The 24704-nt window shown below is 60.2% G+C and carries 23 protein-coding genes; 13 read left to right on the plus strand and 10 right to left on the minus strand.

Annotated elements, in window-relative coordinates; all coding sequences use genetic code 11:
- Positions 1-78 precede the first annotated feature (78 nt).
- Both KGB07_RS05600 and KGB07_RS05605 read left to right on the plus strand, forming a co-directional pair.
- A complete protein-coding gene (locus KGB07_RS05600) occupies positions 79-1191 on the plus strand; it encodes a glycosyltransferase family 4 protein (RefSeq protein WP_046042190.1) in 1113 nt (370 codons plus the stop codon).
- Complete coding sequence (locus KGB07_RS05605) at positions 1184-1960, plus strand: DUF2334 domain-containing protein (protein WP_223464870.1); 777 nt, start codon at positions 1184-1186, stop codon at positions 1958-1960. The genes KGB07_RS05600 and KGB07_RS05605 overlap by 8 nt, the downstream gene beginning before the upstream one ends.
- 50 nt (positions 1961-2010) lie before the next feature.
- On the opposite strand, the gene KGB07_RS05610 is transcribed toward KGB07_RS05605, so the two are convergent.
- Complete coding sequence (locus tag KGB07_RS05610) at positions 2011-2187, minus strand: hypothetical protein (protein ID WP_185754818.1); 177 nt, start codon at positions 2185-2187, stop codon at positions 2011-2013.
- A gap of 86 nt (positions 2188-2273) precedes the next feature.
- Positions 2274-3122: a formyltetrahydrofolate deformylase gene (purU, locus tag KGB07_RS05615; RefSeq protein ID WP_223464871.1), complete on the minus strand. Its 849-nt coding sequence runs from the start codon at positions 3120-3122 to the stop codon at positions 2274-2276.
- 336 nt (positions 3123-3458) lie between these two features.
- Between purU and mvaT the strand changes: the two genes are divergently transcribed.
- On the plus strand, positions 3459-3836 hold the full coding sequence (gene mvaT / locus KGB07_RS05620; protein WP_007933316.1) for a histone-like nucleoid-structuring protein MvaT: 378 nt from the start codon (positions 3459-3461) through the stop codon (positions 3834-3836).
- Positions 3837-3936: 100 nt separating this feature from the next.
- Here the strand turns inward: mvaT and sbcB are convergent, their stop codons facing one another.
- A complete protein-coding gene (sbcB, locus tag KGB07_RS05625) occupies positions 3937-5367 on the minus strand; it encodes an exodeoxyribonuclease I (protein WP_223464872.1) in 1431 nt (476 codons plus the stop codon).
- A 187-nt stretch (positions 5368-5554) separates the two neighbouring features.
- Here sbcB and KGB07_RS05630 point away from each other — a divergent pair, with 187 nt between their 5' ends.
- From KGB07_RS05630 to KGB07_RS05655, 6 genes are read left to right on the plus strand one after another with little or no spacing between them, the layout of a single operon-like run.
- Entirely contained in the window at positions 5555-6280 is a 726-nt protein-coding gene (locus tag KGB07_RS05630) for an RDD family protein (protein WP_046042185.1), read from the plus strand.
- On the plus strand, positions 6277-7254 hold the full coding sequence (locus tag KGB07_RS05635; RefSeq protein WP_223464874.1) for a stage II sporulation protein M: 978 nt from the start codon (positions 6277-6279) through the stop codon (positions 7252-7254). The genes KGB07_RS05630 and KGB07_RS05635 overlap by 4 nt, the downstream gene beginning before the upstream one ends.
- On the plus strand, positions 7241-8785 hold the full coding sequence (locus KGB07_RS05640; protein WP_223464875.1) for a DUF4129 domain-containing protein: 1545 nt from the start codon (positions 7241-7243) through the stop codon (positions 8783-8785). The genes KGB07_RS05635 and KGB07_RS05640 overlap by 14 nt, the downstream gene beginning before the upstream one ends.
- Positions 8782-9945: a DUF4350 domain-containing protein gene (locus tag KGB07_RS05645; RefSeq protein ID WP_223464876.1), complete on the plus strand. Its 1164-nt coding sequence runs from the start codon at positions 8782-8784 to the stop codon at positions 9943-9945. Before KGB07_RS05640 ends, KGB07_RS05645 begins: the two co-directional genes overlap by 4 nt.
- A complete protein-coding gene (locus KGB07_RS05650; protein WP_223464877.1) occupies positions 9942-10943 on the plus strand; it encodes an AAA family ATPase in 1002 nt (333 codons plus the stop codon). The genes KGB07_RS05645 and KGB07_RS05650 overlap by 4 nt, the downstream gene beginning before the upstream one ends.
- Positions 10940-12271 (plus strand): DUF58 domain-containing protein, encoded by a 1332-nt coding sequence (locus tag KGB07_RS05655; RefSeq protein WP_223464878.1) that lies wholly within the window; start codon positions 10940-10942, stop codon positions 12269-12271. The genes KGB07_RS05650 and KGB07_RS05655 overlap by 4 nt, the downstream gene beginning before the upstream one ends.
- A 333-nt stretch (positions 12272-12604) precedes the next feature.
- On the opposite strand, the gene KGB07_RS05660 is transcribed toward KGB07_RS05655, so the two are convergent.
- From KGB07_RS05660 to KGB07_RS05670, 3 genes are all read right to left on the minus strand, one after another.
- Complete coding sequence (locus tag KGB07_RS05660; protein WP_223464879.1) at positions 12605-13066, minus strand: hypothetical protein; 462 nt, start codon at positions 13064-13066, stop codon at positions 12605-12607.
- 340 nt (positions 13067-13406) lie between these two features.
- Positions 13407-13766, minus strand: a complete 360-nt coding sequence (locus KGB07_RS05665) for a PilZ domain-containing protein (protein WP_223464880.1) — start codon at positions 13764-13766, stop codon at positions 13407-13409.
- A 234-nt stretch (positions 13767-14000) separates the two neighbouring features.
- The gene (locus KGB07_RS05670; RefSeq protein WP_046042176.1) at positions 14001-14384 is read right to left on the minus strand and encodes a tetratricopeptide repeat protein; all 384 of its coding nucleotides are present in this window, start codon (positions 14382-14384) and stop codon (positions 14001-14003) included.
- A 173-nt stretch (positions 14385-14557) separates the two neighbouring features.
- On the opposite strand from KGB07_RS05670, the gene pyk reads away from it, so the two are divergent.
- Positions 14558-16009: a pyruvate kinase gene (pyk, locus tag KGB07_RS05675; RefSeq protein WP_046042175.1), complete on the plus strand. Its 1452-nt coding sequence runs from the start codon at positions 14558-14560 to the stop codon at positions 16007-16009.
- 56 nt (positions 16010-16065) lie between these two features.
- On the opposite strand, the gene KGB07_RS05680 is transcribed toward pyk, so the two are convergent.
- The 4 genes from KGB07_RS05680 to KGB07_RS05695 all read right to left on the minus strand — a co-directional run bounded on the left by KGB07_RS05680 (position 16066) and on the right by KGB07_RS05695 (position 19432).
- On the minus strand, positions 16066-16344 hold the full coding sequence (locus KGB07_RS05680) for a hypothetical protein (protein ID WP_155292762.1): 279 nt from the start codon (positions 16342-16344) through the stop codon (positions 16066-16068).
- A 274-nt stretch (positions 16345-16618) separates the two neighbouring features.
- A complete protein-coding gene (locus KGB07_RS05685) occupies positions 16619-17368 on the minus strand; it encodes an enoyl-CoA hydratase-related protein (RefSeq protein WP_046042174.1) in 750 nt (249 codons plus the stop codon).
- Between the two features lie 29 nt (positions 17369-17397).
- Positions 17398-18333, minus strand: a complete 936-nt coding sequence (locus tag KGB07_RS05690) for an iron-sulfur-binding ferredoxin reductase (RefSeq protein WP_046042173.1) — start codon at positions 18331-18333, stop codon at positions 17398-17400.
- The gene (locus KGB07_RS05695) at positions 18326-19432 is read right to left on the minus strand and encodes a GGDEF domain-containing protein (RefSeq protein WP_046042172.1); all 1107 of its coding nucleotides are present in this window, start codon (positions 19430-19432) and stop codon (positions 18326-18328) included. Before KGB07_RS05695 ends, KGB07_RS05690 begins: the two co-directional genes overlap by 8 nt.
- A gap of 509 nt (positions 19433-19941) precedes the next feature.
- Here KGB07_RS05695 and KGB07_RS05700 point away from each other — a divergent pair.
- The 3 genes from KGB07_RS05700 (at position 19942) to KGB07_RS05710 (ending at position 24704) form a co-directional block, all read left to right on the plus strand.
- The gene (locus tag KGB07_RS05700) at positions 19942-21465 is read left to right on the plus strand and encodes a fumarate hydratase (RefSeq protein ID WP_046042171.1); all 1524 of its coding nucleotides are present in this window, start codon (positions 19942-19944) and stop codon (positions 21463-21465) included.
- A gap of 144 nt (positions 21466-21609) precedes the next feature.
- Positions 21610-23376: an ATP-binding protein gene (locus KGB07_RS05705; protein WP_046042170.1), complete on the plus strand. Its 1767-nt coding sequence runs from the start codon at positions 21610-21612 to the stop codon at positions 23374-23376.
- On the plus strand, positions 23370-24704 hold the full coding sequence (locus tag KGB07_RS05710; RefSeq protein WP_046042169.1) for a sigma-54-dependent transcriptional regulator: 1335 nt from the start codon (positions 23370-23372) through the stop codon (positions 24702-24704). Before KGB07_RS05705 ends, KGB07_RS05710 begins: the two co-directional genes overlap by 7 nt.

Genomic DNA, 24704 nt, shown 5'->3' on the forward strand with positions numbered 1-24704 from the left:
CCCGCACAACCCCCAACCGAACATCTATCCTTCATATAGGTCAACCAAAGGAGTACCGGGACCGGAGGATCGTTCATCGTGCATATCGCGGACATCACCATGTTCTACGCCCCTGCCAGCGGTGGCGTGCGCACTTATCTGGATGCGAAGCACCGTCGCCTGGGCATCAAGCCGGGCATTCGCCATAGTTTGCTGATCCCCGGATCGTCCTTGAGCGAGCAGGATGGCATCTTCACTGTTCCCGCCCCTGCCCTGCCCTTCGGCAAGGGCTATCGCTTTCCTCTGCGTCTGGCGCCCTGGCGCAATGTCCTGAAAGACTTGCAACCCGATCTGATCGAAGTCGGCGACCCCTATCTCACCGCCTGGGCGGCGCTGGATGCACGGCGGCAACTCGATGTACCGGTCATCGGCTTTTATCACTCGGACCTGCCGCTACTGGTCAGCAACCGCATGGGCCATTGGGTGACCAACAATGTCGAGGCCTATGTCAGCAAGCTCTATGGCAACTTCGACCGGGTCCTGGCGCCCAGTCGGATCATGGCCGACAAACTTACCGGACTTGGGGTCAGGAATGTCTTCGTGCAGCCGTTGGGCGTCGACCTGCAAACTTTCAATCCCGATGCCAGAGACCCCGGGCTGCGGGCCGAACTGGGCCTGGACGAAAACGCCCGCCTCTTGATCTTCGCCGGGCGCGGTTCCAAGGAAAAAAACCTGCCGGTGTTGCTCGACTGCATGAAACGCCTGGGCCGACGCTATCACCTGCTGCTGGTTGGCTCGTCGATGCCCACGGCCGTGCCGTCCAACGTGACAGTGATCGACGAATTCTGCCCGGCCGTACAAGTTGCCCGCCTGATGGCCAGCGCCGACGCATTGCTCCACGCTGGCGATCAGGAAACCTTCGGCCTGGTGTTACTCGAAGCCATGGCCAGCGGTATACCGGTGGTGGCCGTGGCGGCCGGGGCCTTCGAGGAAATCGTCACCAATGACTGTGGCGTGCTCTGCGCACCGAACAACCCCGCCGCAATGGCCACTGCCGTTCGAGAGCTGTTCGGTTCGGGCAGCGTAGCGCTGGGCCGACAAGCGCGATTACATGTCGAAAGGCATTACGCCTGGGATACGGTGGTCAACAGCCTGCTGCAGCACTATCACGCCGTGCTCGGCAGCCAATGGCCGCTGACAGCCAATGGTTGAGACCATGAACAGTCCCGCTTTACTTCTGGTACTGCACGACGTGGCACCACCCACCTGGGCCGATTACCAGCCGTTCGTCAAAGCCGTCGACGCCTTGGGTAGCGTGCCGATCACCTGGCTGGTGATCCCGGATTTGCACAAACACAACAATCTGGACGCCCATCCGCAATTTTGCCGCCAGCTCAGTGCCAGGGTCGCCTTGGGCGACGAACTGGCACTGCATGGCTATTTCCATTGCGACGACGGGCCGATGACCCGCAATCCTCGCGACTGGTTCATACGTCGGGTCTACACCCACGAAGGCGAGTTTTACTGTTTGTCGCAAGAAACCGCCCTCGCCCGCCTGCGTTCGGGTATCGAGATGTTCCACCGGCATGACTGGCCGCTGGAGGGGTTCGTCGCCCCGGCCTGGCTGATGAGCCAAGGCACTCGCCAGGCACTGCGCCAATTGCCGTTGAGTTACACCAGCGACTCGCGACATTTGTACCGGCTACCGGATTTCATCGCGATCGAGGCGCCGGGGCTGGTCTGGAGCGCGCGCAGTGCCTTGCGCCGGGGCGTATCGAAGCTCGTCAGCGACTGGCGGGAACAGCGCTGGCAGCACGCCCCGGTGATTCGCCTGGGCCTGCACCCGGTGGACATGCGCCATGAGCTCTCACGCCGATACTGGCTGCAAACCCTTGAGCGCCTGCTCGACAACGGACGAGTGCCAATGACCAAGGCCCACTGGCTGGCGCTGCAAAACGACCGTATGAGCCGTGCCGCATGACTCGCGGACTGCTGTTGCTCGTCGGTCGCTGCTGATGAGGTTGATGAAACTCAGGCAGGCTCAGGTTTGTCCTCGGGCTCTTGCTGCAACTGTTCCCACAATTGCGCGGCGTCAGGAAACTCAGTACCGGTTTCAGGCCCCATGTCATCCGGGTCGTAGCGGCTCAGGCAACCCTCGCCCAGCGTGGCGGGAGCCTTGGCGGTGGCTTTGTCCAGTGGATCGGCCATGGTCATGTCCTCGGTGCAGAAACGGCGAAGGGCCTGAAGCGATTGAACGCCCAGGCCCTTCGAATTTCAACTGTGCCGCAGGTCTGTCAGAAGACGACGGTCTTGTTGCCGTGCACCAGCACGCGGTCTTCCAGGTGATAACGCAAGCCACGGGCCAGCACCATTTTCTCGACATCACGGCCGAAACGCACCATGTCTTCGATGCTGTCGCTGTGGCTGACGCGCACCACGTCCTGCTCGATGATCGGGCCGGCATCCAGCTCTTCGGTCACATAGTGGCAAGTCGCGCCAATCAGCTTAACGCCACGCAGGGAGGCCTGGTGGTACGGCTTGGCACCGACGAACGACGGCAGGAAGCTGTGGTGAATGTTGATGACCTTGTGCGCGTATTCGCTGCACAACTCGGGCGGCAGGATCTGCATGTAGCGGGCAAGCACCACCACTTCGGCGTCGTGCTGTTTGACCAGGCGCGAAACCTCGGCGAAGGCTGGCTCCTTGTCCTGCGGATTGACCGGGACGTGGTAGTACGGAATACCGTGCCACTCCACCATGCTGCGCAAGTCATCATGGTTGGAAATCACACAGGAAATTTCGCAGTCCAGTTCATCGCTGTGCCAGCGGTGCAGCAAGTCGGCCAGGCAGTGCGACTCGCGGCTGGCCATCAGGACCACGCGCTTCTTTTGCTCGGTATCGGTGATGCGCCAGTCCATCGAGAACTCTTCGGCGATCGGGGCAAAGGCTTCACGAAACGCTTCGATACCAAATGGTAGGGAGTCGGCACGGATTTCGTGACGCATGAAGAACCAGCCACTGAGATTGTCCGAGTGATGGCTCGCTTCAGTGATCCAGCCGTTGTGTGATGCCAGAAAGTTACTGACTTTGGCAACGATGCCAACACGGTCCGGGCAAGAAATCACCAGACGAAAAGTGCGCATGAGGGGGAAACTCCAGAACTTCGCAAAGGCCGTCATTCTAGCGATTGCGCAGCAAAACTGCAGTATTGTTGACGTTTCACCCTGCCGGAAGGTCAGGGCGGCAGGGCGGACACCAGCAGTGCCTGCTTGCACAGATGCTCTTGCGCTACCGGCCAATTGTTAATTTATGTATATCTGACAGACCGGGACCACACTAATAACTGCACTACCATTGCGCGCCAAAACCCCGGCAATTAAATTAAATAAACTTGCCTTAAATGTTTACTTGATGAAACACCGTGACTATTATTGCCGCACTGTCACCTGCCATCCAGCGTACAACATAAGGTAGTCACCATGTCCTTGATCAACGAATATCGCGCCACCGAAGAAGCTATCAAAGAGCTGCAAGCCCGTTTGAAGAACCTGTCCCAAGACGACAAACTGCAAACCGAGCTGGAATTCGAAGGCAAACTGCGCACCCTGATGGGCGAATACTCCAAGTCCCTGCGTGACATCATCGCGCTGCTGGATCCAGAATCCAAAACCAAGGCACCACGCGGCGGTGCAGTGAAAACTACCGGCACCAAGCGTGCTCGCAAAGTTAAACAATACAAAAACCCGCACAACGGTGAAGTCATCGAAACCAAAGGTGGCAACCACAAGACTCTGAAAGAGTGGAAAGCCAAGTGGGGCGGTGACGTGGTGGAAGGCTGGGCTACCCTGCTGGGCTAAGCCTCAGAGCTTGTCGCAGATGGATCCGTGACAAAAAATAACGCCAGCAAATGCTGGCGTTTTTTTTATGCGCGGCATTTAAGCCCTGGCATGTTCGATTTCAAAGACGCAAACGCTGGCGCAGTCCCTGGACATAATCCTGCCACTCACTGAGCACCCCCTGCTGAAACGCAGTAGCACTAACGCTCAATTGGGCCGCGGCTTCTACAAAACTTTCAAGGGTATTGGGTGCACCCCATTCAGGGTCTGACAAACGTTTCTGACAGAATATTCGCCAGCGTTCTTGCTCTTCGGAACTCAACGTGTCGGGAAAGTTGCGTGCGCGATATCGAAACAGCAATTCAGGCAAACGTTCGTCATCGAAAGGCCACTGTTCTTGTGCCAATTGCATCGGGTCAACGGTCCTGACTTGTTCACACAATCGCCGATCCCGATCACCGATAAAGCCATCGTATAACTGCTGCTCAGGATCCTCGCTCCGGGAAAAGTCTTCGCGGGCATAAATCGCCAGGATTTTATCCTGCCAAACTTTCCGAGCGTCTTTGAGCTGCGACACCCTCTGCTGATACAGCGCCATATCCAGCCCCAGACGCTGCTGATCTTCCTGGCGAAGTACCGACAACGGTGCCACTACCGGGCACTTGTTGATGTGAATCAGCTTCAACGGTACCGGCAACTCGCCTTCGGCCAGTTCGTCGCGGCGGGTATACAAGCGCTGGCGCAAACTTTCGGCATCCAGGTCGAGCAGGCCCTGGGGATCGAGGTGCAGGTCACAGACAATCAGGGCGTTCTTGTTGCGTGGATGCCAGGCCAGCGGCAACACCACCCCCACATAGTTGCGCGCGGCCGAGAAACGCCCCGAAACATGTACCAACGGTTGCAGCAGGCGAATCTGGTCCATGACTTTCTGTTTGCTGCGCAGTTGAAACAGCCAGTCGTACAACTTCGGTTGTTTTTCCCGTATCAGGCGCGCCAGGGCGATCGTTGCGCGAACGTCCGACAGCGCTTCGTGGGCATTGCCATGATCGATGCCATTGGCAGCGGTCAGGCATTCGAGCTTGAGCGTGACCCGCCCCTCGTCATCGGTCGGCCAGACCAGGCCATCGGGGCGCAAGGCATAGGCGGCGCGCACCACATCGATCAGGTCCCAGCGGCTGTTGCCGCCCTGCCACTCCCGCGCATAGGGGTCGAAAAAGTTTCGGTACAGGCTGTAGCGGGTCATCTCGTCATCGAAACGCAAGGTGTTATACCCCGCGCCACAGGTACCGGGCGCCGCGAGTTGGGCATGCACCCGGGTCATGAAATCGGCTTCGCTCAAGCCTAGCGCCTGCAGTTGCCCGGGGGTGATCCCTGTGATCGTGCAGGCAGCCGGATGCGGCAGGATGTCATCACTGGGCTGGCAGTAAAGATTGACCGGCTCGTCGATTTCATTGAGATCGAAGTCAGTGCGCAGGCCGGCCATTTGCAACGGACGATCGCAACGGGGGTTGATGCCAGTGGTTTCGTAGTCGTACCAGAAGATGGAGGTCACGGGCGATTCCTGAACTGAAGATCGGCAAAGTCTAGGCGTTCACCTCCCGCCCCGGCCAGTAGTCTTGTCATTCAAGCACCTTGCGCGACTCACCATGCAATACATAGTTATGTCGTTTCCCCCCGCATAGGCTGCTAGCATCGAATGGATACACAATCCCGATCCAGGCCACATCGTCAGGTTGCCCATGCTCGAGACCACAGCACTGCCAGGGAATGCACCGCTGTCACCGCCGCTGGATACGCGGTACCAGGTCGAAACGCCGGAGGGCGTCGATCTGCCACTGCGCCCGGCCGGGTTGATGGTCCGTGCGCTGGCATTCTCCATCGATCTTGGTTTACGCGGCCTGGTCCTGGGCGTGCTGTTCATTGTGCTGGCGATGCTCGGCAAACTGGGAGCCGGGCTCGGCTCGATCCTGCTTTTCGTGGTGAGCTGGTGGTACATGGTGCTGTTCGAGGTGCTGAACCACGGCCGCTCGCCGGGCAAGCAATGGATGGGCTTGCGGGTGGTGCACGACGATGGCACTCCGGTCGGCTGGTCCGCGTCACTGCTGCGCAACCTGCTGCGCGTTGTCGACCTGCTGCCTTTCGGTTACTTCCTAGGGGCCATCAGTTGCCTGCAACATCCACACTTCAAGCGCCTCGGCGATATCGCCGCCGGGACCCTGGTGATCTACCGCGAACGACCGCACACCCGCCCCCAGCTCCCTGAAGCCCGGCCCCGCCGCCCGGCCTTTGTCCTGACACTCACCGAGCAACGGGCCATCCTCGGGTTTGCCGAGCGCCAAGGTGAACTCTCCGAAGCGCGGGTCAATGAACTGGCTTCCATTCTCGCCCAACCCTTGCAAGTCCAGCCCCCGCAGGCGGTGACCGAGATCAACGGCATCGCCCGCGGCTTGTTGGGGCCGACATGAAGCAAAGCCTTTTTGAAAGCCGGCACAAGGCCGAATGGGACCATTTCGCCCACCTGCTCGAACAGTTGGAGCGGGACGCCAAGGCCACCGACGCCGGCAGTTTCCCGAAGGACTACCGACGCCTTTGCCAACATCTGGCACTGGCACAGGAGCGTGGCTACAGCAGTTTTCTGATCGACACCTTGCAGCAACAAGTGCTGCGCGGACACCAACAGCTTTACCGTCATCGCAGCCGTTTGGGGGCCAATGTGCTGGCGTTCATCCTGGCTGACTTTCCACGACTGGTGCGCGAACAGTGGCGTTTTGTCCTCGCCGCCAGCCTGATGTTCTTTGGCAGCCTGGCCGGTTTCGCGCTGCTGGTTTACCTGTACCCGGAGCTGATCTACAACCTGATCCCCGCCGAGCAGGTCAGCGAGATGCAAAGCATGTACGACCCCGTTGCCGGTCACCTCGGACGCACGGCGGAACGAGCCGCCAGTGAGGACTGGGCGATGTTCGGCTACTACATCATGCACAACATCGGCATTGCCTTTCAGACCTTCGCCAGCGGTTTGCTGTTTGGATTGGGCACTGTGTTTTTCCTGATTTTCAACGGCCTGATGATCGGGGCGGTGGCCGGGCACCTGACCTACGTCGGCTACGGGCAAACCTTTTGGTCATTCGTGATCGGCCATGGCGCTTTCGAACTCAGCGCCATCGCCCTGGCCGGAGCCGCCGGTCTGAAGCTGGGCTGGGCCTTGGTCGCCCCGGGGCGCCTGCCACGGGCCGAGGCCTTGCGATTGGCGGCGCGCAAGAGCGTACTGCTGATTTGCGGGGTCATGCTGTTTCTGTTGATTGCGGCGTTTATCGAAGCCTATTGGTCGTCAATGACCGGCCCTTCGCACCAGACCAAATATCTGGTCGGCGCTGCGCTCTGGCTGCTGGTGGTGGTTTATCTCGTGTTCGCCGGACGTCGCCGCCATGCGCCTGAGTGACGCCACGGTGGTGATTCGCCCGCGTTCGACCTGGGAAGCCATGGACCTCGGGGTGCTCCTGAGCCAACGCCATCGACGTTTGTTGATGACCAGTTGGGCCTTGGTCACCTTGCCGGTTTTCGCGCTGCTCAGTTGGATCCTCTGGGATTCGCCTTCACTCGCCGTGTTCATTTTCTGGTGGCTGAAGCCGGCGTTCGAACGCCTGCCCTTATACATCCTGTCCCAGGCCATGTTCGGTGAAACGCCCACGCTCAAGCAGGCGCTGCACCAATGGCCACGCCGGCTCAAACCACAATTACTGGCCAGCCTGACCTGGCGACGCCTGAGTTTGCCCCGCAGTTTCCTGATGCCAGTGGTGCAACTCGAAGGACTCAACGGGCAGCAACGGCAACAGCGCCTACAGGTGCTGTTGCAGCGAGAAGCCGGCGCCGCACGCTGGCTGACGATCATCGGCGCACACCTGGAAGGCACGTTGTGGATCGGCTTGATGGTGTTGTTCTATCTGCTGCTGCCACAACAGGTCGCGCTCGACTGGAGCTGGCAGTCGCTGATCTCGGCGGCCACCCAGGACTGGCGTTGGCTGGAACACCTGACCAACGCCTTTTATGCACTGGTGCTGGTGGTCTGGGAACCGATCTATGTCGCCTGCGGTTTCAGTCTTTACCTGAACCGGCGCACCGTACTGGAGGCCTGGGATATCGAACTGGTGTTCCGCCGAATGCGCCAACGCCTCGTCAGTGCAGGCGCAGTTTTGTTGATGGCCGCGATTATGCTAGTGCCGACCACCCACAGCGCGTGGGCCGCCGAACCGGCCATTTCACCCGACAGCCCGCGCCTACTGAGCCAACCCCTGACCAGCCAGGCCTCCAGGGACAGCATCAAGTCGATCCTTGACCAGCCGCCCTTCAAGAACCGGGAAACGGTGACACGCTACCGCTTTGGCGAAGAGCAACCGAGTGCTGAAGCCGTGGACGATGGCAAGACGCCGCAATGGTTGAAGGCCCTGCTGAAACTGTTTGAGGGGCAAGGCTTCGGGGCATTGGCGACCCTGATTGAAATCGTGCTGTGGGGCATCGTCATTGGCGCCATCGGCCTGTTGATCTGGCGCTATCGCGACTGGTTGCAGGCGTTCGTCAGCCGCCGACCGATCCCCGTCAACAAAGCCACGGGACCGTTACCGCAGCAGGCGTTCGGCCTGGATCTCAAGCCCGAGTCCCTGCCCGCCGACATCGCCGCCCACGCCGAAAGCCTCTGGCAGGCCCACCCGCGCGAAGCGCTCGGCTTGCTTTATCGCGCCCTGCTCAGCCGTCTGTTGCACGACTTCAACATCGCGCTCAAGTCCGCCGACACCGAGGGCCAGGTGCTTCAGCGTGTCGAGCTACTGCAGCAGCCGGCCTTACTGGCCTATAGCCAAAACCTGACCGGGCACTGGCAAAACATGGCCTACGGGCATCGCCTGCCGCCCGCTCAGGTGCAGCAGGAACTGTGTAACGGTTGGCGTGTTCTGTTCGGCCCGGAGGCTGTCCGTTGAGTCGGCGCTGGGGCTCGATAGCCGGTGCGTTGGTTGCCGTGTTGCTGGCTGCTCTGTGCGTTTCTCTGTACCTCAAGGCGACCCCCTACCAGACCGAAATCGACCACGGTCCCTCCCCCGAAGCCAATGCCAACCCTTATCTGGCGGCGGAGTTGTTCCTGCACAAGCAGGGCCTGAACGTCGGCCACGCCAACGGCCTCGATATCCTGCCCAGCCTCGACCCGCGTCAACACAGCCTGCTGTTGCTCGGGGAACGCGGCAACATGACCCCACGGCAGATCGACCAGCTGATGAACTGGACTCGGGCCGGCGGGCGGCTTCTGTTCGTCGCCGAGTCGCTGTGGGATGAAAAACTCGGCCATAGCAATGACCTTCTGCTCGACCGGGTGGAACTGCACCAGTCCCTGAGCAAAGACCTCAAGGACCCACCGCCGGGTGTCGGTGAAGATCCGTACCCGCTACTGACCAAGCTCTATCTGGAGGACGAGGACGCCCCGGCCTATGCCGGTTTCGATACCGCGTTCCATCTCGAAGACCCGAAAAACCTCGCCCTGGCCTGGGCCAACAGCGCCAGGGCCACCCACATGATGCAACTCGACCACGGGCTCGGTTCGATCATCGTGGTCACCGATGCCGACCTGTGGAAAACCCCGGCCATCGACCGATACGACAACGCCTGGCTACTCTGGTACCTGACCGCCGACACCCGCGTGACCCTGATATTCAACATCGGTCACGACAGCCTGCTGACCTTGTTGCTGCGTTACTTCCCCCAAGCGCTGGTCGCGCTATTCGCCTTGATCGGCCTGGGTTTCTGGCACTTTGGCGTGCGTCAGGGGCCACTGCTGGAACCGGCGCCGAAAGCGCGCCGGCAATTGCAGGAGCACCTGCGTGCCAGTGCCGACTTCCTGTTGCGCCGCAACGGTCAGGCCGGCCTGCTGCAAGCCTTGCAGCAAGACATCCTGCGGCGCGTGCGGCGCCGCCATCCCGGTTTTGAACAACTCGGCGTTGCCGAACAATGGCTGGTGCTCGCGCGCCTGACCGGCCAACCCACACGCGCCATCAGCCAGGCCATGAGCCCGCGACCGAAACAACGGCTTTCCAGCGTTGAATTCAGCCGTCAGGTCGCCCACCTGCAATCCTTGAGGAACGCCCTATGAGTCAACCGATCGAGCCCGACGCACCGAGCCACGCAGCTCAACAGCGTCAGCGTGCCGGCCATCTGGCCCAGGCCGTACGCAAGGAACTGCAAAAAGCAGTGATTGGCCAGGACAGCGTGATCGACGACGTCCTGACGGCACTGATCGCCGGCGGCCACGTGTTGCTCGAAGGCGTGCCGGGTTTGGGCAAGACCCTGTTGGTACGCGCCCTCGCCCGCTGCTTCGGCGGTGAGTTCGCGCGCATCCAGTTCACCCCTGACCTGATGCCCAGCGACGTCACCGGGCATGCCGTGTATGACTTGCAGACCGAGAAATTCAAACTGCGCAAGGGGCCATTGTTCACCAACCTGCTGCTGGCGGACGAGATCAATCGTGCTCCGGCGAAAACCCAGGCCGCGCTGCTCGAAGCCATGCAGGAACGGCAAGTCACCCTCGAAGGCCAGCCATTGCCGATTGCGCAACCGTTCATGGTGCTCGCCACGCAAAACCCGATCGAACAGGAAGGCACGTACCCCTTGCCGGAGGCTGAACTGGACCGTTTCATGCTCAAGGTGCGCATGGATTACCCCGACGCCGGGCAAGAGCTGGACATGGTGCGTCAGGTCAGCCGCTCGACTCGCGCCGACATGCTTGATGTCCAGCCGATGCGCACGTTGTTGCAGGCCAGGGATGTACTGGCCCTGCAACGCATCGCCAGCGACCTGACACTGGACGATCAGGTGCTCGATTACGCCGTGCGCCTGGCCCGCTCCACCCGCAACTGGCCCGGTTTGATCCTCGGTGCCGGCCCACGCGCATCCATCGCATTGGTGCGATGTGCCCGGGCCCGTGCGCTGCTGCGCGGCAGTGAGTTCGTGATTCCGGATGACATCAAGGGTTGCGCCCTGGCTGTGCTGCGCCATCGCGTGCGCATTGCGCCGGAGCTGGACATCGAGGGCCTGGATGTCGATCAGGTGCTCCAGCAGATGCTCGACCAAGTGCCGGCGCCGCGCTTGTGAAACCAACCCGCCTGCTGATGCTCTGGTTGGGTGTACTGCTGGCCATTAGCATCGTGCTGGGCGCGTTGCAGGCTCTGGATGTCGCGTTGCCGGCGTATGTGTCGCGGATCAACTGGGGCTTGCTGCTGGCGCTGCTGGCCCTGGCCCTGCTCGACGCCATCCGCCTCAAACAACGGCCCTCCCCACGCGTTACACGACAGATACCCGGCAGCTTGGCGCTGGGTCGCTGGAGCGAAGTGCGATTGACGGTCGAACTCGACTTCCCACAACCGCTTGACATACAAGTGTTCGACCACGTGCCGTCGGGCCTGTGCTTCGAAAACCTGCCATTGACGATGGCACTGCAACCCGGCCAGCAAAACTTTATTGCTTATCGCCTGCGTCCGCTCAAACGCGGTCATTTCAGCTTCGAGCACTGCGAAGTCAACTTCCCCGGCCCATTGGGCCTGTGGTCCGACAAACGCTTGCTGAATCTGACCGATCACACCCGCGTCTACCCCGACTTCGCCCGCCTCTACGGCGGTCAACTATTGGCTGTGGATAACTGGCTGAATCAACTCGGCGTGCGCCAGCAACAACGCCGGGGGCTGGGCCTGGAATTCCATCAATTGCGCGAATTTCGCGAGGGCGACAGCCTGCGCCAGATCGACTGGAAAGCCACCGCTCGACAACGCACACCGATTGCCCGGGAGTATCAGGACGAACGCGACCAACAAATCATTTTCATGCTCGACTGCGGCCGCCGCATGCGCAGCCACGACGGTGAGTTGGCGCATTTCGAACACGCGCTCAATGCTTGCCTGTTACTAAGTTACGTCGCGTTACGCGAGGGCGACGCGGTCGGCCTATGCACGTTCGCCAGTGAACGACCGCGCTACCTCGCCCCTGTCAAAGGCACCGGGCAGCTCAATGTCCTACTCAACACGGTCTATGACCTGAACAGCAGCCAATACCGCGCCGACTATCAAGCCGCCATCACTCAATTGCTCGCCCGGCAGAAACGCCGGGCGCTGGTGGTTCTGATGACCAACCTGCGCGATGAGGATGATGATGAACTGCTCACGGCTGTCCAACGCCTGAACCAACAGCATCGGGTGCTGGTCGCCAGCCTGCGCGAACACGTGCTCGACAATTTGCGGGAAACACCGGTGCAAACCTTGCCCGAGGCACTGGACTATTGCGGCACAGTGAGTTATTTGAATGCTCGGGCCGAACTTCATGAGCGGTTAAGCGCTCATGGGGTATCGGTACTGGACGCCCTGCCCCGTGAATTGGGCATGGATATGTTGACGCGCTATCTAAGCTGGAAAAAAAACGGAACGCTATGAGCGTTTTCAAGCTTTAACCTACGACACTAAATCCGTTAAAAATAACACCCACGGTCATTCGATCACAATCGACAATATTAGTTAATCACATTATGCATCTGATCATCCACGCAATACTCCTTTCCATCTAACGACCACATGGACCAGACATTAAAAAAACTGATGGCAGCACATTTCACATAGGCATACGCACAGCCTACACGATTAAGGATACAATTTGTATATGCCGCCATCCACTACAGAGTTATGATCAGTTGTCTCTTATATTTCTGAACAACTGAAACCCTCTAAAACCTCAAAAAGCACTAATCGGAAAAATGGTACCGACTCACTTCACCCCCGCGGAATTATTTCCCTCCACGGCCCCCAGTGGTCTGTCTCACTGGTATCATTGTTAGTTCCATCATACTGAACCCCAACTCTGAAACTCGCGCCGTTCGCCGCTGAAAAGTTGACGCTAGCCTCTGCATTATATGGATGCCGCTGCGTGTCCTGCTGCATTGTATCGGGGGAGTTCACACGTTGAGAATCAAGGCTTCTGAGCTCAAAATTTATATTTGCCCTTTTCCAGTTCGTCCCAGTCGGCCTAGTAGTCAACATATAATCCACAGTCCTCAACAACACTCGAGAACCACTCAATTTAAATTGATAGCGAATTTCACCCTTCAACTCAGAAACACGCACATGCTGATGGTGATAAGTTAAAACCTCAACGCCATCCCAAAAAACCCCAGGAAGCTTTTCCGTTTCCGAGGTTCCTGGTTTTTTCGCCACAACTTCTTTTTCGCCACTCATTTCACTATCTCCTAAAAAATATCAAATGAAAGACTGCGCACGAAACATAGCTCACTGAGACAATGAAAAACCACTGTCAAAAATGACAGTAATTAATATTAAAACGGCATAAAACAGAACGTTGTAATACCCAGATTTCGAATCTATCGAATGTAACTGGACGAAAGGTCACGACGTCAGGCAATGCTGATCTTGCATCGGGAGTTCTTGCAGGTGGGCAATCGCTAGCGAGTGCTAGCTACGATTGTAAAAATCAAGGGATCAAAAAGTCGCAAGCTGCAGCAACTCTTAGAGGAAACCTGAATTCCCGGAATTGCTGCAGATAGCGCTCTTTTGTTCTTCAGGCTGAAGCCGGCAACGGCAGAAAGCTGAAGTACTGCTTCAATGCCTCCACCAGTTGCCCATATTCCGGTGGCGCCCGTTGCAGGCTGAATCCGGCGTCGTAATGTCGGGGGGTCGCGTCTTCGTGGCACCACAGGCAATAGGCCTGCAGGTCGATGATCCGCAGGCCACCCTCGCTGGCGGGAATTTTCAGGCGCAGGTTGAAGTCCGCGCCGATCATCATCGGCAACTGGCTGATTAGCATCAGCCCGTCTTCGGAGACATTGCCCAGGTAGCCGATGGGTTTGCCGGTGATGCCGTTGAACACTTTCAGGAAGTACGGCAGTTGATGCCGCTCGATTCGGCGGTCGGTGAACATGTGCAATTTCGCTATGCAAGGCCCTTAAGCAGAGCCGCACTACTGCTTCGGAACGGGTATGCATAAGTCTTGCCCGCTCTCCCCGCTTCCGGTGCGCCAGTCCTTGTAGCGCAGAGTCCTGCTTGTGCCGGTCACAGGTGTTGCCCCGGTTCATCAGAGGCAACGCTCTAAAACCGGTTCACTGGACTATAGCTCACCACCGTAGGGGAGTCAGCGATCAGAGGGTTACGGCCGTCAGAACTGCGTCGGTTTTGCCGCTGCGGCACTGCGCGTCGGGTAGTGGCCCAGGCTCTGCAGGGTTTCGATGCGGGCACGGGAGCGATAGGCATATTCGCTCTGTGGGTAGGACGCCATGATGAACTGATAGGTTTGAACCGCATCGATGTACATCTTCTGCCGCTCCAGGCACAGGCCGCGCATCATCGACACTTCCGGCCACACATATGGCCGCGCGCGGCTGTCGCGTTCGACCTTGGACAGCTCGAGCATCACCTGCTCGCAATTGCCCCGGTCATAGGCACTGTAGGCGTTATTCAAATGGTGGTTCATCGCCCAACGGGTACAACCGGTGACGCTGAGGGCGCTGACGGCAAGGGCGGCAATGAGAACGAAACGCATGGGGAAATCTCCTGTCTTGAACGCTGTATCGACCCATGGTCGGAAATCTTCAGGCTGCCGGGACGCAAAGTTGCAGGGTTCAATAAAGAAAGAAATAAGTAGTGCAAACGAACAATGACTACAACTTCGGAGCATAGTAGCCTCACTCAGCGCTTGAACTCAGGAGTCTTTGCATGTCCGTCCGTCGTACCAAAATCGTCGCCACCCTTGGCCCGGCCAGTAACTCGCCGGAAGTTCTCGAACAGCTGATTCTGGCTGGCCTGGACGTCGCCCGCCTGAACTTCTCCCACGGCACTCCCGACGAGCACAAGGCTCGCGCGAAGCTGGTGCGTGAGCTCGCCGCCAAGCACGGTCGCTTCGTCGCCCTGCTGGGCGACCTGCAAGGCCCGAAAATCCGTATCGCCAAGTTCGCCAACAAGAAGATCGAGCTGAAGATCGGTGATCAATTCACCTTCTCCACCAGTCATCCTCTGACCGAAGGCAACCAGCAAGTGGTCGGCATCGACTACCCGGACCTGGTCAAGGACTGCGGCGTGGGCGACGAGCTGCTGCTCGACGACGGTCGCGTGGTGATGCGCGTCGATACCGCCACGGCCACCGAACTGAACTGCACCGTGACCATCGGCGGCCCGCTGTCCGACCATAAAGGCATCAACCGTCGCGGTGGCGGCCTGACAGCTCCGGCCCTGACTGAAAAAGACAAGGCCGACATCAAGCTCGCCGCGGAAATGGAAGTCGACTACCTCGCGGTCTCCTTCCCGCGTGACGCCGCCGACATGGAATACGCCCGTCAGCTGCGCGACGAAGCCGGCGGTACTGCCTGGTTGGTGGCGAAGATCGAACGAGCCGAAGCCGTGGCCGACGACGAAACCCTCGACGGCCTGATCAAGGCGTCCGACGCGGTGATGGTTGCCCGTGGTGACCTGGGCGTGGAAATCGGCGACGCCGAGCTGGTGGGCATCCAGAAGAAAATCATTCTGCACGCACGCCGCCACAACAAGGCAGTGATCGTCGCGACCCAGATGATGGAGTCGATGATCCAGAACCCGATGCCGACCCGCGCCGAAGTGTCCGACGTAGCCAACGCCGTGCTCGACTACACCGACGCCGTAATGCTCTCGGCTGAAAGTGCTGCTGGCCTGTACCCACTGGAAGCCGTTCAGGCCATGGCGCGTATCTGCGTCGGCGCCGAAAAGCACCCGACCAGCAAGACCTCCAGCCACCGCATCGGCAAGGAATTCGCCCGCTGCGACGAGAGCATTGCCTTGGCGACCATGTACACCGCCAACCACTTCCCGGGCGTGAAGGCGATCATTGCCCTGACCGAAAGTGGCTACACCCCGCTGATCATGTCGCGCATTCGCTCCTCGGTGCCGATCTACGCGTTCACCCCACACCGCGAAGCCCAGGCTCGCGCGGCAATGTTCCGTGGCGTGTACACCATCCCGTTCGACCCGGCTTCGCTGGCGCCGAACGAAGTCAGCCAGAAGGCAATCGACGAGCTGGTCAAGCGCGGCGTAGTACAGAAAGGCGACTGGGTCATCCTGACCAAAGGCGACAGCTACCACACCACCGGCGGCACCAACGGCATGAAGATCCTGCACGTTGGCGACCCGATGGTCTGAGTGACCGGTTGCTGAAAAACAAAAGCCCCGCCATGTGAATGGCGGGGCTTTTTGCTTCAATGATTTGATGCCGTGAAAGTAACATCGGGGGATGGTTTCGATTTGTCATCGTCAGTCACATGCACTGCATGGAAGGTATGCTTTTTCGGCACCAGACTTCGAGCTGGCCGCCCTTTCCACAAACCATCACTACCGATTGTGCACTCAGTCAAACTCGACAATCCGTAAATCATCACTTTGGCACCCGGCGTGCATTTGATTTCGATGTCCGGATCTACAGTAGTTGTAGCTCCATCTCGAGGTTTCAAAATTGTTGGAATTTCTAACTCGCTCATTTGATAACACTCCTTGGCACGTAAAAATTAGCGAGTACAAAACTTAAGTCTTTACCCTTGCTGAGAACTAGCTGATAGAAATGACAGTTCCGACTAACGGTAAACTGGGCTCCTACCGTCGAGTTACATCAATGAATGAGTGACAGAGCGCTGAAAAACAAAAGCCCCGCCATGTGAATGACGGGGCTTTTTGCATTCTGATTTTGAATTTGTACTGGCTGAACTGCCGCCTTCGCGAGCAGGCTCGCGATGGGCCGGCCCAGTCAGCGAAGACTCAGTGTCGTTTGATAAACCCCGTCAACGCCGCCAACGCTTCCGGCGAACGCAGCCGCTGGGTAAACAACGCCCCCTCCTCCTCAATCACCTTGCGCAACAGTTCCCGGTCCGGCGCCTTCATCAATTGCTTGCTGATGCGCACCGCTTCCGGCGGCAGCGACTCGAAGCGCAGCGCCATCTCCCGCGCCTTGGCCAAAGCTTCTTCGCCACTGCCCAGCGCTTCGGACGCAATGCCCCACGCGGCCGCCTGTTCTCCATTGAACCCTTCACCGAGCAGCAACAACTCCGCCGCTTTGGCCTGTCCGAGCAGGCGCGGCAGGATCAGGCTGGAACCAAACTCGGGGCATAGACCAAGGTTGACGAACGGCATGCGCAGGCGTGCGTCGCGGCTAACGTAGACCAGGTCGCAATGCAGCAACATCGTCGTGCCAATGCCCACCGCCGCTCCGGCCACGGCGGCGACCACCGGTTTGCGGCATTCGAGCAGGTTGAGCATGAACTGGAATACCGGGCTGTCGAGGCCGCTCGGCGGTTGCTGGATGAAATCGGCGATGTCGTTGCCGGCGGTGAAGCATTCGGCAGAACCGGTGATCAGCACGGCGTTGATCCCGGGGTCGCTATCGGCCTGTTTCAACGCCTCGGCCAGGTCGCTGTACATGGCGCGGGTCAGGGCGTTTTTCTTGTCCGGGCGATTCAGGCGCAGGGTCAACAGGCCGCGTTCGCGTTCAACTTCGATGGCATCGGTCATGGCAGGTCTCGCGTCTGAAAAGTCAGCGCTCAACCACGGGGCAGGAACACATCGGCCAGCAGTTGATTGCGCGGCAATCCCGCCAGGTACAGGCGCCGGGCAAAGGCGTCGACACTGTCGGGGGCTCCGCAGAGTAAGGCCAGGGTTTGCCGGGAAACAAGCCGCAGTTGCGCCAAAGCCGCTGGCAACTCGGCCGGGGTCCACAATTCGACACTCAGGTTCGGACGGCTGGCGGCCATGGCTTGCAGGGGTTTGGCCAGGTAGTGCTCATCGGCATCATGGGCGAGGTGGATGACGCGGATGGCCCCCTGGTGATCCTGACGCAGCGCTTCGCGCAATACACCAAACAACGGCCCCAACCCGGTGCCGGCCGCCATCAACCACAACGGCCGGGCGTGCCAGTCAGGGTCGTAATGCAAGGCACCGCCGCGCAGTTCGCCGAGACGGATCGGATCGCCAATGCGCAATTGCCTGGCGGCATTGCTGAATTCCCCGGGCTTGCGGCAATCGAGATGAAACTCCAGAAAACGGTCTTCCTGCGGCAGGCTGGCGAGAGAATACGGGCGCGCCACGCTGCCCGCCCACAACACCAGATGCTGGCCGGCGCTGTAGCGCAACGGTCGCTGGGGGATTACCCGCAAGCGCAGTACCGTGGTACTCAGCCAATCGATCGCTGCGACTTCGGCCGGATGGCCATCGGTTTGCGGGTCGAAGGCGTGCACCTGCAAGTCCTCGATCACCTGGCACTGGCACGCCAGCCGCCAGCCCTGTTCACGCTGCTGTGCACTCAGGGCATCGGGGCGGCTGTCGCTCGGTAACCCCCGCACACATTGCACCAGGCACGCATGGCAACTGCCGGCGCGGCAACTGTAAGGCACTGGCACGCCGTTCTGGTTCAGCACGTCGAGCAGATTGCTGCCCGCCGTCACCGACCAGTGGCGCTCACCGACCCGCAGCTCAGGCATCGACGTTCTCCCACGCTGCCGCGCACCGGTTGCGGCCGTCACGCTTGGCGCGATAGAGCGCCTGATCGGCCCGTTGCAGGGCATCATCGAGGTCGTCGCCCAGCTCCAGCAGGGTCATACCGGCGGACAGGCTGAGGTTGCGCACATTCAGACCAATCAGCTCGACATCGGTAAATGCGATGCGCAGCCGTTCGCAGCACGAAGTCAGACTGGCGGCATCGCAATCGGGCAGCAGCACCACGAACTCTTCGCCGCCGTAGCGGGCCAGAACATCGCCGTCGCGCAGGCACGCGTTGGCAACGCCGGCAAAGGCTTGCAGCACCTGATCGCCGGCGGCATGGCCGTGCAGGTCGTTGATGCGCTTGAAATGGTCGAGGTCAATCAGCGCCAGGCCATGCACGACACCGGCGTCCATGGCGTTCAATTCGCGGGAAGCCAGGCGCAGGAAATGCCGGCGATTGAACAGGCCCGTGAGCTCGTCGGTGGCCACCAGGTCTTCGAGCTGGCGCATCATCCCGCGCAACGTGTCCTGGTGCGCCTGCAAGGCAAAACGCCGCTGGCGCATACGCTGTCGCGAAGCCTGCACATAGCGGGCATACAGCACCAGCCACACCAGCACGATGAACAGCACACAGACCTGCAACACCGCCATGGCCGGGTCAGGCAGCTGGAAGTGGTAGCCCTCCCACAGCGTGATCGCACTGAAACTGAAAAACACCAGCAGCGCGCATCGTACTAAAGACCGGCGTGACAGATGGAACAGGCCGAACAGCAGGATCAGCACGTAAAACACCAGGAACACGCCCCGAGCTTCGTCCAGATGGGCGATCAGCCAGGTTTGCCAGCCCAGCCCCAGCAACACTTGTGCCTCGGTCAGACTGGGGTCGGCGAAGCGCAGGTTGCAGCCACTGTAGAACACCGCGAACAGGATGGCCTGGCTGATCACCACCAGTGCGCTGCCGATGGCGACACTGGAAAGCGGTGCATCGTAGTGACCGGTAAAAAACGCCAGCCACAGCAACAGCAATGCCAGGGCATAGGTGCCGGCCGCGAGGGCGAAACGTTTGAGCAACAGGCGCTGGATGGCGTTATGGGTCAATCGTTGACTCACCAGATGAAAGGAGACTGACAGAGCGTCCTACTCTACAGACCGCATATCACTTTAGTGGCGTGACCGATAAATGACCATTCAATTTTCGGGATCGACGGGCTGAGCCTTGCACGACCCTGTGGCGAGGGGGCTTGTCGGACCGCCGCATCGCCCCGTTGGACTGCGAAGCAGTCCCGGTAACAGACAGGTCGTTGTGTCAGGCGGATTGTTTTCACCGGTTTTGCGGCTGCTTCGCAACCGAACGGGGGCAAGCCCCCTCGCCACAAAAGCCACGCACTCCTCTTGCAGCTTCAAACTTGCCGCTTGTAGCTGCTTCTATGCGACCAACGATTGACTGCCGGCGCGTGTGCCTGTGCGCGAGGCGCGGTATACTGCCGCGCCTTTTTAGCGTCGCGCCAGCTTGCCCGGCGTGCCTTGAAAGGTGCTTGCAACCGACCGATGCACCCAAGCTGCAAGCACCTTATTGAATGTTCCCGTCTTTTAGAGGAGCGCGACTCATGACCGTGATCAAGCAAGACGACCTGATTCAGAGCGTTGCCGACGCCCTGCAGTTCATTTCCTACTACCACCCCGTGGATTTCATCCAGGCGATGCACGAGGCCTACCTGCGCGAAGAATCGCCAGCGGCCCGCGACTCGATGGCACAGATCCTGATCAACTCGCGCATGTGCGCCACCGGCCATCGTCCGATCTGCCAGGACACCGGCATCGTGACCGTGTTTGTCCGCGTGGGCATGGACGTGCGTTGGGATGGCGCCACCATGAGCGTGGACGACATGATCAACGAGGGCGTACGTCGCGCCTACAACCTGCCGGAAAACGTCCTGCGTGCTTCGATCCTCGCCGACCCGGCGGGCGCTCGCAAGAACACCAAGGACAACACCCCGGCAGTCATCCACTACTCCATCGTTCCGGGTAACACCGTGGAAGTGGACGTGGCGGCCAAGGGCGGTGGATCCGAGAACAAGTCGAAGATGGCCATGCTCAACCCGTCCGACTCGATCGTCGACTGGGTGCTGAAGACCGTCCCGGAAATGGGCGCCGGCTGGTGCCCACCAGGCATGCTCGGCATTGGCATCGGCGGCACCGCCGAGAAAGCCGCAGTGATGGCCAAGGAAGTGTTGATGGAATCCATCGACATTCACGAGCTCAAAGCCCGTGGCCCGCAGAACCGCATTGAAGAAATGCGCCTGGAACTGTTCGAGAAGGTCAACCAACTGGGCATCGGCGCCCAGGGTCTCGGTGGCCTGACCACCGTGCTCGACGTGAAGATCATGGACTACCCGACCCACGCAGCCTCGCTGCCGGTGTGCATGATCCCGAACTGCGCTGCCACCCGTCACACGCACTTTGTGCTCGACGGTTCCGGCCCGGTTGCCCAGGAAGCGCCACCTTTGGACGCCTACCCGGAAATCGTCTGGGAAGCCGGCCCGTCGGCCCGTCGCGTCAACCTCGACACCCTGACCCCGGAAGAAGTGCAGAGCTGGAAGCCGGGCGAAACCGTCCTGCTCAACGGCAAGATGCTCACCGGTCGCGACGCTGCGCACAAGCGCATGGTCGAGATGCTGAACAAGGGTGAAACCCTGCCGGTGGACCTCAAGGGTCGCTTCATCTACTACGTCGGCCCGGTTGATCCGGTGCGCGAAGAAGTGGTTGGCCCCGCAGGTCCTACCACCGCGACGCGGATGGACAAGTTCACCCGCCAGATCCTCGAGCAAACCGGCCTGCTGGGCATGATCGGCAAATCCGAGCGCGGCCCTACCGCGATCGAAGCGATCAAGGACCACAAAGCCGTTTATCTGATGGCTGTCGGCGGCGCGGCTTACCTGGTGGCGCAAGCGATCAAGAAATCCCGCGTGGTAGCTTTCGCCGAACTGGGCATGGAAGCGATCTACGAGTTCGACGTAAAAGACATGCCTGTGACCGTTGCGGTCGACAGCAAGGGCGAGTCGGTACACATCACAGGTCCTGCCATCTGGCAGAAAAAGATCAGTGAAAGCCTGGCGGTAGAAGTGCAATAAACGGCACTGATGTCCGCTGAAAAAACCGGTTTGTCGGCAACGACAGACCGGTTTTTTTTCGGCCGGATAACTGTACTCCAGCGAGAGCAGACCGCCCTTCGCATGCTATGGTGCCTTCCCCCATTTTGGCCTGTTGTTCACTGCATGTTGACGACCTCCCGACCCCTGCGCCTGGCGCTCTACACCTTATTGATCATTGCCGGTGCCGCCATCGCCGCCACCCTGGCCATGCGCCACACCGTGCGCCAGTCAATGGTCGAAGACGCGGCGCGCGCCAATCAACAACTGGCGCTGTATGCCACGTCCCTGCATACCCTGATCGAACGTTACCGCGCCCTGCCCGCCGTGCTGGCGCTGGACCCGGAGCTGCGCTCGGCGCTCAAGGGGGTGGTGAGTCCCGAGCAGCAGGATGCGCTAAACCGCAAACTGGAAAAGATCAACGGCGCCGCTCAATCCTCGACCCTTGAACTGCTCGATCGTACCGGTCTGGCCGTAGCGGCGAGCAACTGGCGTTTGCCCAGCAGTTATGTCGGCCACAACTACGGTTTCCGTCCCTATTTCAACCAGACCCGCACCCAGGGCACCGGGCGCTTTTACGCCGTGGGGGTGACCAGCGGAATTCCCGGCTACTTCCTCTCCAGCGCGGTCAGCGATGACGACAGCCAGTTCCTCGGCGCCATGGTGGTGAAACTGGAGTTCCCCGAACTGGAACGCGAGTGGCGCCAGGGCAGCGACACCCTGTTGGTCAGCGACGCGCGCGGGATCATATTCATCGCCAACCAGCCGGGCTGGCGCTATCGCCTGCTCAAGCCGCTGAGCGACAGTGATCATGCCGAACTCAAGGCCACCCGCCAGTACGACAAGCAGCCGCTGACGCCGCTTGAGTTTCAATCGTTGCGACGCTTCGACGACAACAGTGACCTGGCTCGGGTCGACGGCCCCGACGGCAAGGCGGATTACCTGTGGGAATCCCTGCCACTGAATAGCGAGGGCTGGACCCTGCACCTGCTGCGGCGCCCGCAAGTCGCCTTCGAAGACAGCCGAAACGCCGCCCTCGCCGCAGCCGGGCTATGGCTGACCCTGGTGTTCCTGCTGCTGTTTCTCAACCAGCGCTGGCGCCTGGCCAAACTGCGTCAGCGCAGTCGCGAAGAACTTGAGCAGCTTGTAGAAGAGCGTACCCGCGACCTGCGCACCGCCCAGGAGGGCCTGGTGCAATCGGCCAAACTCGCCGCGCTTGGCCAAATGTCGGCGGCGCTGGCTCACGAGATCAATCAACCGCTAACCGCCCAGCGCATGCAGCTGGCGACCTTGCGCCTGCTGCTCGACCACGGCCGGGTCGACGACGCCTACAAAGCGCTCAAACCAGTGGATGAAATGCTCACGCGTATGGCCGCCCTCACCGGCCATCTGAAAACCTTCGCCCGCAAAAGCCCCAGCGGTTTGCGCGAACGCCTGGACCTTGCGGCGGTGGTGGACCAGTCGCTGCAACTGCTCGACACCCGGCTGCGCGATGAACAGGTCAGTACCGTGCTGCACCTGACCCGCCCGGCCTGGGTGCGTGGCGATGCGATCCGCCTGGAACAGGTACTGATCAATCTGCTGCGCAATGCCCTCGATGCGATGCAGGATAAACCCTGCAAACGCCTGGAAATTCGCCTCGAAGCCGACGAACAATTGTGGCGCCTGAGCGTGATCGACAACGGTGGCGGCATCGCCGAAGAGAACCTGTCCAAGGTCTTCGATCCGTTCTTCACCACCAAACCGGTGGGCGACGGCCTGGGGATCGGTTTGGCCGTATCCTTTGCCATCGTTCACGAATCCGGCGGGCGCCTGAGTGCCGACAATCATGACAAAGGCGCCGTGTTCACCGTGACCTTGCCCATCGACCTGGAGGTGCATGAACCATGCTGAACTCAGTGATCGTGGTCGACGACGAAAGCAGCATCCGCAGTGCCGTCGAGCAATGGTTGAGCCTGTCGGGTTTCGAGGTGCAGTTGTTCAGCCGCGCCGACGAGTGCCTGGCGCAGTTGCCCAGGCATTTTGCCGGGGTGATTCTCAGCGACGTGCGCATGCCCGGCATGACCGGCCTGGAACTGCTGGCCGAGGTGCAACGCCGGGATGCCGATTTGCCGGTGATCCTGCTGACCGGTCACGGCGATGTGCCGATGGCCGTCGAGGCCATGCGCGACGGCGCCTACGATTTCCTCGAAAAACCCTTCAGCCCGGAAACCCTGCTCGGCAGCCTGCGCCGCGCCCTCGACAAACGCCGGCTGGTGCTGGAAAACCGCGCGTTGCACGAGCAGGCGGACAACCGCGCCAAGCTGGACGCCACGCTGCTCGGCGTGTCCCGGGGTTTGCAGACCCTGCGTCGACAGGTTTTGGACCTGGCAGCACTGCCGGTCAACGTGCTGATTCGCGGCGAAACCGGTAGCGGCAAGGAACTGGTCGCGCGTTGCCTGCACGACTTCGGGCCGCGGGCCGACAAGCCCTTTGTCGCACTCAACTGCGCCGCCATCCCCGAGCAATTGTTCGAGGCCGAGTTGTTCGGTCACGAGAGCGGCGCGTTCACTGGGGCGTCCGGCAAGCGCATCGGCAAACTCGAGTACGCCGACGGCGGCACGCTGTTTCTCGATGAAATCGAAAGCATGCCGTTGGCCCAGCAAGTGAAATTGCTGCGGGTATTGCAGGAGCAAAAGCTTGAACGGCTGGGCTCGAACCAGAGCATCCGCGTGGATTTGCGCATCATTGCCGCGACCAAGCCGGACCTGCTCGACGAAGCGCGGGCCGGACGTTTTCGTGAAGACCTGGCTTATCGTTTGAACGTCGCTGAACTACGCCTGCCACCCTTGCGCGAACGCCGCGAAGACATACCCTTGCTGTTCGAATCCTTTGCCCAAAACGCCGCCGAACGCCTGGGACGCAAATTTCCACCGTTGAGCGGCGCGCAGTTGAGTCACCTGTTGAGCCACGACTGGCCGGGCAACGTGCGCGAACTGGCGAACGTCGCCGAGCGTCAGGTATTGGGGCTCGGTGAGCCGGAGCCCTTGGGCATCGAGCCCGGCCAGTCACTGGCGGCTCAGCAGGAAGCGTTCGAGGCGCAATGCCTGCGTGCGGCACTGACCCGGCACAAGGGCGATGTGAAAGCGGTGCTCGAAGAACTGCAACTGCCGCGCCGGACCTTCAATGAAAAGATGCAGCGGCATGGGTTGAGCCGAGAGATGTTCCTGCAAGAAAACTGA

The sequence above is a fragment of the Pseudomonas sp. GL-RE-26 genome, from assembly GCF_019956275.1.
Classification (GTDB): domain Bacteria; phylum Pseudomonadota; class Gammaproteobacteria; order Pseudomonadales; family Pseudomonadaceae; genus Aquipseudomonas; species Aquipseudomonas grandcourensis.